The 13305-nt window shown below is 41.8% G+C and carries 14 protein-coding genes; 2 read left to right on the forward strand and 12 right to left on the reverse strand.

Annotation, left to right across the window (positions count from 1 at the left end; all coding sequences use genetic code 11):
• Window positions 1-153: 153 nt before the first annotated feature.
• The 7 genes from A6B41_RS09615 to napF all read right to left on the reverse strand — a co-directional run bounded on the left by A6B41_RS09615 (window position 154) and on the right by napF (window position 6474).
• Complete coding sequence (locus A6B41_RS09615; protein WP_027073689.1) at window positions 154-762, reverse strand: NapC/NirT family cytochrome c; 609 nt, start codon at window positions 760-762, stop codon at window positions 154-156.
• Window positions 763-772: 10 nt separating this feature from the next.
• The gene (locus A6B41_RS09620; RefSeq protein ID WP_027073688.1) at window positions 773-1201 is read right to left on the reverse strand and encodes a nitrate reductase cytochrome c-type subunit; all 429 of its coding nucleotides are present in this window, start codon (window positions 1199-1201) and stop codon (window positions 773-775) included.
• A 46-nt stretch (window positions 1202-1247) separates the two neighbouring features.
• Entirely contained in the window at window positions 1248-2126 is an 879-nt protein-coding gene (napH, locus tag A6B41_RS09625; RefSeq protein ID WP_027073687.1) for a quinol dehydrogenase ferredoxin subunit NapH, read from the reverse strand.
• The gene (napG, locus tag A6B41_RS09630; protein ID WP_027073686.1) at window positions 2126-3031 is read right to left on the reverse strand and encodes a ferredoxin-type protein NapG; all 906 of its coding nucleotides are present in this window, start codon (window positions 3029-3031) and stop codon (window positions 2126-2128) included. The genes napH and napG overlap by 1 nt, the downstream gene beginning before the upstream one ends.
• Window positions 3032-3145: 114 nt before the next feature.
• A complete protein-coding gene (gene napA, locus A6B41_RS09635; RefSeq protein ID WP_027073685.1) occupies window positions 3146-5644 on the reverse strand; it encodes a nitrate reductase catalytic subunit NapA in 2499 nt (832 codons plus the stop codon).
• 34 nt (window positions 5645-5678) lie between these two features.
• Complete coding sequence (locus A6B41_RS09640) at window positions 5679-5945, reverse strand: chaperone NapD (RefSeq protein ID WP_027073684.1); 267 nt, start codon at window positions 5943-5945, stop codon at window positions 5679-5681.
• A complete protein-coding gene (gene napF / locus A6B41_RS09645; RefSeq protein WP_027073683.1) occupies window positions 5938-6474 on the reverse strand; it encodes a ferredoxin-type protein NapF in 537 nt (178 codons plus the stop codon). Before napF ends, A6B41_RS09640 begins: the two co-directional genes overlap by 8 nt.
• Window positions 6475-6657: 183 nt before the next feature.
• Here napF and A6B41_RS09650 point away from each other — a divergent pair, with 183 nt between their 5' ends.
• Complete coding sequence (locus A6B41_RS09650; protein WP_027073682.1) at window positions 6658-7233, forward strand: NAD(P)H-dependent oxidoreductase; 576 nt, start codon at window positions 6658-6660, stop codon at window positions 7231-7233.
• A gap of 86 nt (window positions 7234-7319) precedes the next feature.
• Here the strand turns inward: A6B41_RS09650 and ddc are convergent, their stop codons facing one another.
• From ddc to radC, 5 genes are all read right to left on the reverse strand, one after another.
• The gene (gene ddc / locus A6B41_RS09655) at window positions 7320-8855 is read right to left on the reverse strand and encodes an L-2,4-diaminobutyrate decarboxylase (RefSeq protein WP_027073681.1); all 1536 of its coding nucleotides are present in this window, start codon (window positions 8853-8855) and stop codon (window positions 7320-7322) included.
• Window positions 8856-8935: 80 nt separating this feature from the next.
• Window positions 8936-10300 (reverse strand): diaminobutyrate--2-oxoglutarate transaminase, encoded by a 1365-nt coding sequence (locus tag A6B41_RS09660; RefSeq protein WP_027073680.1) that lies wholly within the window; start codon window positions 10298-10300, stop codon window positions 8936-8938.
• Window positions 10301-10650: 350 nt separating this feature from the next.
• Window positions 10651-10821, reverse strand: coding sequence for a 50S ribosomal protein L33 (gene rpmG / locus A6B41_RS09665; protein ID WP_005613503.1), 171 nt, complete (start codon window positions 10819-10821; stop codon window positions 10651-10653).
• Between the two features lie 11 nt (window positions 10822-10832).
• Window positions 10833-11069, reverse strand: coding sequence for a 50S ribosomal protein L28 (gene rpmB / locus A6B41_RS09670; protein WP_005599762.1), 237 nt, complete (start codon window positions 11067-11069; stop codon window positions 10833-10835).
• Between the two features lie 158 nt (window positions 11070-11227).
• The gene (gene radC / locus A6B41_RS09675; protein WP_032847199.1) at window positions 11228-11929 is read right to left on the reverse strand and encodes a RadC family protein; all 702 of its coding nucleotides are present in this window, start codon (window positions 11927-11929) and stop codon (window positions 11228-11230) included.
• Between the two features lie 161 nt (window positions 11930-12090).
• Here radC and coaBC point away from each other — a divergent pair, with 161 nt between their 5' ends.
• Entirely contained in the window at window positions 12091-13293 is a 1203-nt protein-coding gene (coaBC, locus tag A6B41_RS09680; RefSeq protein ID WP_027073678.1) for a bifunctional phosphopantothenoylcysteine decarboxylase/phosphopantothenate--cysteine ligase CoaBC, read from the forward strand.
• Window positions 13294-13305: the final 12 nt, after the last annotated feature.

A 13305-nucleotide genomic window follows, 5' to 3' on the forward strand; every position in this document is an offset into this window, starting at 1 on the left:
CCTTTGCCTTGATTACCCTTTGGCAGGCAGCCACAAGCAAGTTGCAAGCGGTTAAATTCTAATGATTTTTTACCAAATTTCGAAACTTAAGGATATTAAGAGAAAAAAATAACCCTCAAGAAACTTGAGGGTTATTGTGTTTTTACTAAATTACTATTTTTTCTCTTCTGATTTTTTTAGTAAATCATCCGGAATAAAGTTCTTTTGGATTGCTTCCATATGTGGAAGATTATGAGCAATACCTTTATGGCAATCAATACAGGTTTTGCCTTGCTCTTGTGCTAAAGTATGCATTCTTTGTGCAACTTCTTTTTGTTGAGTAAAGTCCATATCATCAAAGTTATGGCAATTTCGACACTCTTGTGAATTATTCGCCTTCATACGAGCCCATTCACGTTCCGCCATTTCGCCTCGGTAGGTTTCAAATTTCTCTTTAGTATCTACCTTACCAACAATGTGAGCGTATACTTCTTTGGCAGCAATAATTTTACGTTGCCATTTAGGGAAAAATTCATGTGGAACATGGCAATCGGAACAAATCGCTTTCACTCCACTGCGGTTTGAGTAATGAGATGATGCACGATACTCCGGCACTACATCATTCATATGACAATCTGAACAAAACTCTTCAGTATTCGTCATTGCAAGACCGGCATTAAAACCACTCCATGCGAAAATCCCCCCCAGTGCTGAAATAAGGATAACCGCACCAATCGCCATTTTACTTGGGCGACAAAACCAATTCCAAAATCTTTTTAACATTGCTTACTCCTTATTTACCTTGCGATTGACGTGCAGAATCAAATTTATTTTGAACGATTGGATTCACATCTGTTTGTTGCACGTGGCACTGTAAACAGAAATAACGGCTTGGTGATTCGCTACCATGCATCTTACCATTACGATCAGTAAAATGACTTGGCGGTAAAGGAGTTGCGCCTGTGGTTTTAGATGGCTCAGAGGCATGGCAACCTAAACAATGGTTCACATTTTTACTCACTTGTAAGCCACGAATGCTGTGCGGAACCAACGGCGGTTGGAATGGAAAAGTAGTCGGAATATTCCCAACATTTTTTTGTGGATTATGAAATCCCGGAGCCACACTTTCAGTTGTACCATCAATACCACCTGAGAGTTTTGGGGATTCTGCCATCGCAAAGCCCGACATTGCGACTAAAATTAGGGCAAGATATTTTCTCATTTGAGGTTCACTCCATTAAAATGTTTGTTATCAAACAAAGCTAAATTTAAATATTCTTTACATCAATACTGCCTTGAAAACGTGTTCCAAAGGCAAAAACTTTTTCGGCACAAACGTCAATACAACGTCCGCAGGTAATACAATCTTTCGATAAAATAACAGTGCTATCTTCCGGTTTGCCATGTAATGGCACTCGAAGCACTTGTGGCTCAGGGCAAACGTTATAGCAATCCATACAATTATCACAACGATTACGATCAACCACCTTGACCTTGATTAGGCTTTTTGCACCAATTAACGCATAAGTTGCACCAATCGGGCAAAGGTGTCCGCACCAACCGTGTTCAACCACTAATAAGTCGAATAAGAACACCACTAACACTAGCCAAAGCGTCGCCCCTAAGCCAAACACAAATACTCTACCTAATGCTGCGACAGGGTTAATCCACTCCCATAATAGCGTGCCGGAAATCGCACTACCGATTAAAATCACTGCTAAAATGATATAGCGTAAACCGCGTGGTAATTTTGCACTTTGGCGAATACCTAATTTGCGTCTTAGCCAAGCAGCCGAATCAGTTACTATATTCATCGGGCAAACCCAGCTACAAAATAGCTTGCTACCGACAATCGCATAGAATGCAACAATAATTAATGCTCCAATCAGCACTGTCCATTCAGGTTGATAACCGGTTGCCAGCACTTGTGCAGTCATTAGCGAATCAGTCATCGGCACAGTGTCGAGCAATAAACTGCCGCTGTAGTTACCTTTTAAAATCCAGACGTTCCAAATTGGACCGCTTAAGAACATTAAAATGATACTGAGCTGACTTAATCGTCTTAAAATCAGAAAGCGGTTTGCGTGCCAAAAGCCCAATTTTTGGCGGGCTTCCAAGCCTGCGTGTTTAGGTGAATTTGCTGCCATTATTTCACCCCCTTCAGATTTAAGTCTAAGTCAGGGAAATGTTCAGGTGCATCAACCGTGGTTGAGTTCGGCACATAATTTTGTGTTGCACGGCTTGGTGTTGCAACTCTTGCACCCGGCTTGACCTCCATATGTTGATAAACCGGCTCGTGTAAACCTTCCGGCATTCTCGCATCGTAAGCTGGGCGTAAACCGTCTGGATGTACATCTTCAATCAAAGATTTACCCGCATTTTGTTTTTCTTGCCAGCCTAAACGATAATGGCGACCAAGCAACCCTTTCGCCAAATCCATTGGCAATACTTTGATTGCCGCTTCTTCTAATACACAAGCCTGCTCACATTTGCCACAACCTGTACAAGCATCAGAATGCACAGTTGGAATTAATTTTGCGTGGATGGAGGTTCTGTCGTTATGTATTTTTTCAAGTGTAATCGCTTTATCAATTAAAGGACAAACTCGATAGCACACATCACAACGCAAACCTTGCCAGTTCAAGCAAGTTTCGTGATCTAGCAATACCGCTAAGCCCATTCTTGCATCATCAATATCTTTAAGCTCTTCGCTCAAGGCCCCGGTTGGGCAAGCGTTCATACACGGAATATCTACGCACATTTCGCATGGTTTATCACGTGCAATGAAATAAGGTGTACCAGCCTCCACAGGGGAAATCAGTGACGCCAAATGCAACATATCATAAGGGCAAGCCTGAACGCATTGTCCGCAGCGAGTGCAGGCACTTAAGAAATCCTGCTCGGGTAACGCACCCGGCGGACGTAATGCCACGCCTTGGCGGGCAAAACTTTGTTGCTGCTGCAACCCTAAAATCACCCCCACACCACAAACGCCTGCGGCGGTTCGGGTTGCATTTTTTAAAAACTGACGGCGATTTGGATCCATTTTCATTGTGGTTTCCTCTTATACAAGCGGTCATTTTTACAAAAAATTTTGCCAATTTAACCGCTTGTCATTAAATAGTATGATTCAGAAGGAGATAGGCTCTACCTCCAAACTATCTAATTAGGCTTTTACCACTTTAACCGCACATTTTTTGAAGTCGGTCTCAAATGAAATTGGGTCTGTTGCATCAAGAGTTACTTTGTTAATTAACTGACCCGCATCGAAGAAGGTCGAGTAAATCAAGCCTTCCGGACATTTATTACGTCCACGAGTATCCAAGTTCGACACATATTCCCCACGGCGTGAAATCACTTTCACTTTGTCACCGTGACGTAAGCCACGTTTTTTCGCATCGTTCGGGTGCATCCAAACCAAGTTGGTTGGGAACGCTTTGTGTAACTCAGGAACACGACGTGTCATTGTACCTGTGTGCCAGTGCTCAAGAACACGGCCAGTACAGAACCATAAATCGTATTCTTCATCTGGTGCTTCAGCAGGGGCTTCATAAGGCACACCTAAAATCACTGCTTTACCATCCGGCTGACCATAGAAGTTAACGCCTTCGCCTGCTTTTACATACGGATCGTAACCTTCACGGTAACGCCATAGGGTTTCTTTGTATTCGCCTGTTTTTTCGTCTTTCACTACAGGCCAACGTAAACCACGCACTTTGTGATAGGTATCGAAATCTGCTAAGTCGTGTCCGTGTCCGCGTCCAAATTGAGCGTACTCTTCAAATAACCCTTTTTGAATGTAATAACCAAAGTGTTCCGCTTCGTCATTCATATAGCCCGGAATATTGGTTGGCACTTGGTAGCTGTCCACTTTACCGTTGGTGTAAAGGATTTCGTATAACGTTTTGCCGCGTAATTCAGGGGCTTTAGCAAGTAACTCTTCCGGCCATACTTCTTCTGCTTTGAAGTATTTAGAAAATTCTACAAGTTGCCAAGTATCAGAACGTGCATTTGCAGGTCCTTTCACTTGCTGACGCCAGAATTGTGTACGGCGTTCTGCGTTACCGTAGGCACCTTCTTTTTCCACCCACATACAGGTTGGAAGAATTAAATCTGCAGCAACAGCTGAAACTGATGGGTACGGATCTGAAACCACAATAAAGGTTTCAGGATTACGCCAACCTGGGAAGATCTCTTCATTGATATTTGGACCACCCTGCATATTGTTAGTACACATCTGCCATAAGAATTTCATTTTACCGTCTTTTAATGCACGACTTTGTGCAGTTGCGTGATAACCTGGTACATCTGGAATTGCACCTGCTGGTAATTTCCACGCTTTCTCAACAATTTCACGGTGTTTAGGATTTGTTACCACCATATCTGCTGGTAAACGATGGATAAATGTTCCTACTTCACGGGCTGTACCACAAGCAGATGGCTGACCGGTTAAAGAGAATGGTCCGCAACCTTCTAATGCAATCTTGCCTGTTAATAAGTGTACGTTATACATCATATGGTTTACCCATACACCACGAGTGTGCTGGTTGAAGCCCATTGTCCAGAATGAAACAATTTTTCTGTTTGGATCAGCATACATTTCTGCTAAGGCTTGTAACTGCTCTTTCGGCACACCCGAAATACGGTGAGCTTCGTCTAATGTATATGGTGCAACGATTTTCTTAAATTCTTCAAAATCACTGTCATACATTTTGCCCGCAGTTTTAGCATTCGTATTTTGCTGTAATTTATGTTCAGGACGTAAACCGTAACCGATATTGGTTTCACCACGTTTAAATTTGGTATGTTTGTTTACGAAATCCCAATTTACTTTATCGTTTTCAATAATGTAGTTCGCAATGTAGTTTAGGATTGCTAAGTCTGAATGCGGTTTAAAGATAATTGGTGTATCTGCTAACTCAAATGAACGGTGCTCGTAAGTGGACATTACCACAACACGCACATTGTCATTTGATAGGCGACGATCAGATAAGCGGCTCCATAAAATTGGGTGCATTTCTGCCATATTTGAGCCCCAAAGCACAAATGCATCGGTTTTTTCGATATCGTTATAGCAGCCCATCGGCTCGTCCATACCGAAGGTACGCATAAAGGCAACCGCAGCTGATGCCATACAGTGGCGTGCGTTCGGGTCAATGGTATTAGAACGGAAACCACCTTTCCAAAGTTTCACTTTTGCATAACCTTCAAAAATAGTTGTTTGACCTGATGAGAACATACCTACTGCATTCGGACCATCACTTTTAATGATAGCTTTGATTTTATCTGACATTACCGTAAATGCTTGTTCCCAAGAAACTGGAGTAAAATCGCCATTCTTATCGAATTTGCCATCTTTCATACGAAGCATCGGCTCTTGCATACGGTCTGCACCGTACATCATTTTTGATAAGAAATAACCTTTAATACAGTTTAAACCGCGATTTACTTCTGCATCCGGGTCACCCTGCGTTGCTACCACTTTGCCGTCTTTCGTACCCACAAGCACGCTACAGCCTGTACCACAATAACGGCAAGGGGCTTTATCCCAACGAATGCCTGTATCATCTGCCTGAACGTTTTTCACAGGAATCATAATTCCTGCTGCCGCAGCAGCTGCCACAGCTGCGTTCGCTTTCATAAAATCTCTACGATTGAGTTCCATAACTATAGTCCCACGTTGACTTCAAAAAATAAAATTACTGCTCATCGATATAGTTAGAAATTAAAGACACTACAATCACACCTTTTATATCTTTAATCTGATCAATGCGATCTGAAAGGGCTAAATGCACATTGCTTTCAATCGTCACGACTAACTTACCTTCCTCTGCTTTCTCACCATGAATTTCAGTAAAAGGAATATTCAGAATCTCTGCTTTTACAGCATCTAATCTGTCTGGCTTTGCTTGTACCACAAGGCTACACACATACCAATTTTCGTTTTCAGATAATTTTTCACTCATATTGATTTGCTTGTTGAATTTGAATTGCACCTGTAGGACAAACGCTTACACAAGCCCCACAACCGGTACAACTTTCTAAATTTAACGCCATTTCAGCAATCCCGCCCAAACTTGGACGAAAACGGATTACTCTCATCTCACAGCTATCACCACAACTTCGGCACTCAGTCCCGCGCTTTAATAAGCAACTTGGCTGCACATTGATTTTATGTGTCCAAGCTTCTTCGCTTGTCTCTCGAAACACGCCAACTTCACACGATTGCACACATTTTTCACAAAAAGTACATTCGCCATGATTAAAATTCACTTCCGGATAACCGCCAGCCCCTTTTATCAGGATTTGTGTTTCACAAGTCTCAATACAGCGATGACAAGCGGTGCATTTTTCTAAAAAATTTGCTAAATTAGCCCAAGGCGGACGAATCGGCTCACGCCTCTGTTGGCTGACTTTCTCACTTTTTAAGGAATCTAAAAAATGCCCTTGTAAAAAGCTACGGCGAGGAAGTGATTGATTTGAAATATTGGTCAAGAAAACACCATTTTTAATATCACCAGCATACGTTGATTATCTAATGTTCACTGAATATCGTTCATTCCTCAAACGGGGTATTTGATTGTTAATTCACGAAAACATTGATTTTCATCAAAGAAAATCAAGTTAAAATCCGCTATCTATAAATTGTTACATCAAAATATTTAAGGTGAGAAATATATGAACCACCTCATTATTTATGCCCATCCCAATCCAAACAGTTTTAACCATGCTATTTTAAATAAAACGGTTGAATCCTCTTCTTCATCCAAAGTTATAGTAAGAGATCTTTACCAACTTGATTTCTCTCCCACGCTAAGTTGGCATGAGCTTAAACAAAGTCTTAGCCGGCAATATTCCTTAGACATTGCCAGAGAACATCAATATTGGCGAGAAGCTGACCTTATTACTTTAATTTATCCGCTTTGGTGGATGGGGTTTCCGGCGATTTTAAAAGGCTATTTAGACCGTGTATTAAGTTATGATTTTGCCTACCGTAATGGCGAAACTGAAAGCATTGGCTTACTTACCGGCAAGAAAATGCAACAGTTTGTCACACTCGGTAATTCAAACGAAAAATATGAGAGAAAAGGTTTTTTATCTGCTTTCGAACATACCCTAGGGAAAGGGTTATTTGAGTTCTGTGGTATTCAGGAGGTGAAAATGCACTATTTTGGCAATGTGGGGCTAAAAGAGACCGATTATGCAGCCATCTTGCAACAAGTGGCTGTTTCTTGTCGAGAAATGTTAGAATAAATTTGCAAAAAATTGAGTAAAAATAACCGCTTGTCGCCAAATTTTAAGCGACAAGCGGTCTTATTTTCACACTTTTTTGCAAAAGCCTAGTCAATCGGTGGAACGTAAGTACCGTTTACAATTGAATCTTTAATACGATCTGCTTCTGCCAATACTTGACCCAACAACGCTTTTACGTTTTCAAGGGTGGCGATTGGGCTTAAAGTCGTCATCTTCAACGATTGATTATTGCCGACTTTTGTTACCCCAATATTTGCCTCACCACGGGCAAAAAGTTCATCTGCCACATTTTGGTTTAAGGTATCAACAAACTCTGCCGGATACCCCTCTGGCACGACACGGAATAACACCGAAGCAAATTGTGCAGGCACAAGCATTTCCAAGCCTTTCGTCTCAGTAATATAAGCCTCAACCTCTTTTGATAAATAAACACCATGGTCAATCATAGAAGCATATAAATCTTCACCTAAGGCTTCTACTGTAAACCACAATTTTAACGCATCAAAACGGCGGGTGGTCTGTAGCGATTTTGCCACTAAATTCGGCACACCGTGTTCTTCATCATATTCTGAGTTTAAGTAATCTGCCTTGTAATCAATGAAACGGTAATTCGCTTCGTCTTTTAACAAGAAAGCACCACAAGAAATCGACTGGAAGAAATGTTTATGGAAATCCAGTGTAATTGAATCTGTTAGTTCAATACCATCTAAGAAATGGCGGAAATCTTTCGATAACAATAACGCACCACCCCAGGCTGCATCCACATGAACCCAAGCTTTGTATTCATCCGCTAACTTACGAATCGCTTTCAGATCGTCAATCGCACCGGCATCTGTTGTTCCTGCTGTTGCCACAATACAAGCCACAATTTTGCCTTCTGCTTTTAACGTAGCAAGGGTTTTGGCTAGTGCATCAACATCCATTTGAGCATTTGCATTTGAGGGCACAGTTACCACAGATTGGAAGCCCATTCCCATCATTGCCATATTTTTTTGCACTGAGAAGTGAGCATTTTCCGAACAAACTACTTTTACATTTTTCATGGCATCGGCAGGAATACCATCAACCTGTACCGACCACTCTGAGCCATCATCTTTTTTCCAATGATTTGCAATTGCCCAGTCACGTGCTAATAACACACCCATTAAGTTGGATTGCGTGCCGCCAGAGGTAAATACGCCTGATGTGCCTTTACCATAGCCGACTTTTTGGCGTAACCAATCAATTAAATGCTCTTCCATAATAGAACCAGCCGGGCTTTGATCCCAAGAGTCCATTGATTGGTTAGTCGCATTAATCAGCACTTCCGCAATTTGGCTAGTGACCATTGTCGGACAATGCAAGTGGGCTAATGAGTGCGGATGGTGTACTTTTAAGCTTGGATTTAAGAAAATATCGACCAAATGCTCTAGCGATTTTTGCACTCCAACGCCTTCTTTAGTCGGTTTGAAGCCATCAATTAAAGCCCGCATTTGCTTAATTGAACCACCGGTGTACATTTTTTCGTTTTTAAGCCAATTTGAAACTGCTTTCACCGCATTATTCATTGCTGTTTCATAATCCGCAATAGATTGTGGATCACTACAAAACAGGGATTGTCTGTGTTTGGAAATATCGGTCATTTTGTTCTCTCATCTATTCTATACACAAGACAAGCGGTCAAAATTTACAATTTTTTTGCAAAATCTAACCGCTTGTATGATTAACCACGCACTGCTTTTACTGCTTCAGCAACAGATTTTTTGAAGCGCTTGATAAACTCTTCACATTCTGCTTGGGTGATATTTACTGCACAAAGAATACGTACCACGTTACCACCACGGCCGCCACGCTCTAATAACAGTCTGTTTTTAAAACAGTATTTTTGAATCGCGACAGCTAAATCACAATCGCGTGGGTATGCACCGGTTGCATCCTGAGGCTTATGCTCATCAACAATATCAATACCCATCATTAAGCCTTTACCACGCACGTTACCGATACAAGGGAACTCTTGGCTTAATTCGCCTAATGCTTTAGTTAAGTACTCGCCTCTCTCTTTTGCATTTTGAGCCAAGTTTTCTTCACGCATAATTTTTAATGATACATAACCTGTCGCCATTGCTAATTGGTTACCACGGAATGTGCCTGTATGACCTGCCGGCTGCCACGCATCAAATTCTTTTTTGATTGCTAATACCGCTAATGGCAAGCTACCACCAATCGCTTTAGACATCACGACGATATCCGGCTCAATGCCTGCATGCTCAAAAGCAAACATTTTGCCTGAACGACAGAAACCGGCTTGCACTTCATCCACAATCATTAAAATACCATGTTTTTTTGTTACTTCACGCACTTTTTGTAAGAAGCTGATTGGAGCCGGTACCACACCGCCTTCACCTTGAATTGCTTCAAGAATAACGGCTGCCGGTTTTACGACACCACTTTCAACATCTTCGATAAAGTTTTCAAAATAATGCTCAACTGCTTTTGCACCCGCCTCACCACCAATGCCAAACGGGCAGCGGTATTCATGTGGATAAGGCATAAATTGCACACCCGGCATCAAACCTTGTACCGCATTTTTTGCACTTAAGTTACCGGTTAAAGATAAAGCACCGTGAGTCATACCATGGAAACCACCGGAAAACGCAATCACATTGCCACGGCCTGTATAAGTTTTTGCTAATTTGATTGCTGCTTCGTTAGCATCTGCACCAGATGGACCGGTAAATTGTAAGATGTATTTATCTTTAGGGAAGAAAGATAATAGTTCTTCAGTAAATGCATCTTTCAATGGAGTAGTAATATCTAAAGAGTGTAATGGCAAACCACTATCTAACACATCTTTGATAGCTTGCATTAACTGAGGATGATTATGACCTAATGCTAGGGTTCCTGCACCTGCTAAAAAATCAAGATATTCATTGCCTTCAACATCCGTTACCCAAACACCTTGTGCTTTTTGATATGCAAACGGTAATTTACGAGGATAACTACGTACGTTGGATTCCATTGCATCTTGGCGATCTAAAAAGTATTGGTTTGAAGCAAGAACTGCTTGAACAGGAGTTTTAATTGTCATGTCAAAATAAACCTTCTGAAAGAGGTGAAAAAAATAAGTCGGGTGCCTTGCGGGAAGCCTAAGCTTTCTTATCCTAAAAGATAAGATGCCATGGGGCATTTGACTCGCTACTTATTAAAAAAAGCGTTTCAACTTTTTTGTTTTTACCCTATATCTCCCTAAGAAATGAAATTGGGATAGGTTGGAAACAGACTTAAATGTAGGGCTACGTTTAAGAGGCGTAATGATACTTTTTTTGCTATAAAAAAGAAAGTTTTTTTGCTCAAAATGTCCGTAAAAATCAAGAAAATCAGAGTGAGGTTAATAAAAAAACCCGACATAAAGTCGGGCTTCTCATATTCAAACCAAAATTATTTGATTTTTGCTTCTTTGTAGATAACGTGTTTACGCACAACCGGATCAAATTTTTTGATTTCCATTTTTTCTGGCATATTACGTTTGTTTTTGTCTGTTGTGTAGAAATGACCTGTTTCTGCTGTAGAAACTAAACGGATTTTCTCACGAGCGCCTTTAGCTGCCATGTTTTAGCTCCTTAGATTTTTTCGCCACGAGCACGGATTTCAGCTAATACTGCATCAATGCCTTTTTTATCAATAATACGCATACCTTTCGCAGTTAAACGTAAGGTTACGAAACGGTTTTCACTCTCAACCCAGAAACGGTGAGTGTGTAAGTTAGGTAAAAAACGACGACGAGTCGCGTTTAATGCGTGTGAGCGGTTGTTACCAACTGCTGGACGCTTGCCTGTTACTTGGCAAACTCTTGACATTTTAATTCTCCAATATGACTTAAGCTTAAGCTTGATGGTTTGGGTCTATCAGGGTTTTCACCTTCTGACTACCTCGTCAGGTAACACCCATCCCACGATTATGTTTTAAAGACTGCCGATTATACTGACTTTGTTCGACTCATTCAAGTCATTATTTGCTAATTATTTATCTCTTTTAGTTCCAGCTTTTCTTCTGCAAATGAAAAATAATCACCTTTGCCTACAATAATATGATCAACAAAGCGAATATCGACCAGTTCACATGCCATTTCAATCTTTTTCGTTAAACTTCTATCAGATTCGCTAGGCAAGCAGGAGCCGGAAGGGTGATTATGTGCAACGATAATCGCAGCTGCATTATATTTTAATGCCCGCTTAATAATTTCCCGAGGGTGAACTGCAGTTTGATTAATGGTACCAAAAAACATTTTTTCTTTATAAATCAAGCGATTCTGATTATCTAAAAACAATACCATAAAAACCTCTCTTTCCTCTTCTTCCAGCTCCGTTTGAAAATACATAATCGCCATATAAGGGGCTTGAATCATCTCACTAAATTCCATTTGCTGTGCTAAATAGCGTTTCGTCATCTCTTTTGAGGCCTGCAATTGAATATATTTCGTTTTTCCTAATCCATAAATTTTGCAAAACTCATTGATATCTGCATTAAGTAATTGACGTAATGACCCAAATACCATCAATACACTTTCCGCTAGTGTCATTACCGGCACATCTTTAGTTCCTGTACGCAAAAAAATAGCCAGTAGCTCAGCATCTGTTAATGAAGCTGCTCCATGTGTCAGTAATTTTTCTCTTGGCATCACTATAGGTTCATCTGAAATAGCATCAAAGTCGTTCATTTTTTCCTCCATTACACAAAATTAGCATAAGAGAGCCAGCCCTTTTATGCAAAGGCGTGAATTCGATTTTTCGAGCCAGATCACAAAAATAGTGTGCTTGTGAGCAACTACTTATTCAGATAAAATACGTCGAAAAAATCCAGTCCAAAAAGGAAATTAGGATGTTACAAAATAAAAAAATCTTAGTTGGCATCACAGGCGGTATCGCCGCCTACAAAACCATCGAACTCATTCGCCTGCTGAAAAAAGCCGATGCGGAAGTACGTGTGGTGCTGACCCCTGCCGCCGAAGCCTTTGTTACCCCACTCACGCTGCAAGCGATTTCCGGTAATGCAGTCTCGAACTCGTTGCTCGACCCACAGGCGGAACTCGCAATGGGGCATATCGAGCTGGCGAAATGGGCGGATTTGGTGCTGGTTGCTCCGGCTTCTGCGGATTTTATCGCCCGTCTGCGAATGGGAATGGGCAACGATTTGCTCTCTACGCTTTGCCTTGCTACGCCCGCCCCGATTTTACTTGCCCCTGCGATGAACCAGCAGATGTACAAGCGGTCGGCAGTGCAGGAAAATCTGCAAAAAGTGCGTGAGCAAGGCGTGCTGACGGTCGGCCCAAACAGCGGTTTCCAAGCCTGTGGCGATGTCGGCGAAGGGCGAATGTCTGAGCCTGCGGAGATTTTTGCAGAAATTCAGCAAATTCTGACCGCTTGTAACGATCTTGCCGATCTCAGCGTGGTGATTACCGCCGGCGGCACACGGGAGGCGATCGACCCTGTGCGTTACATCAGCAACCACAGCTCGGGCAAAATGGGCTATGCGATTGCAGAACACTTTGCCAAGCGTGGGGCGAAAGTTGTGCTGATTTCGGGCGTGACTAACCTGCCAACACCGCCTGCTGTTGAGCGAGTAGACGTGGTTTCTGCCCAAGAGATGTTTGAACAAGCGGTCAAATTCGCTCCAAAATCTGCAATTTTTATCGGCTGTGCGGCGGTAGCGGATTATCGGGTGGCGAACGTTTCCGAGCAAAAAATCAAGAAAACGGACGACAGCGATGAACTGACGTTAAAACTCGTGAAAAACCCCGATATTATCGCGCACGTCGCCCATCTTAGCGAAAATCGCCCCTTTGTGGTCGGCTTTGCGGCTGAAACGCAAAATGTGGCGGAATATGCAAAATCCAAACTCGAACGCAAAAATCTCGATATGATTTGTGCCAACGATGTTTCGGGCGGACAAGTGTTCGGGCAGGATCAGAATGCGTTGCATTTGCTCTGGAAAAACGGCGAAAAAAAATTACCGCTAGCGGATAAAGGAAAGTTGGCAGAGCATTTAGTGCAGGAAATTGTGGCACGATTTCAAACAAAATAAGGCATAAGGTAG

Source organism: Mannheimia granulomatis (genome assembly GCF_013377255.1).
Lineage (GTDB): Bacteria > Pseudomonadota > Gammaproteobacteria > Enterobacterales > Pasteurellaceae > Mannheimia > Mannheimia granulomatis.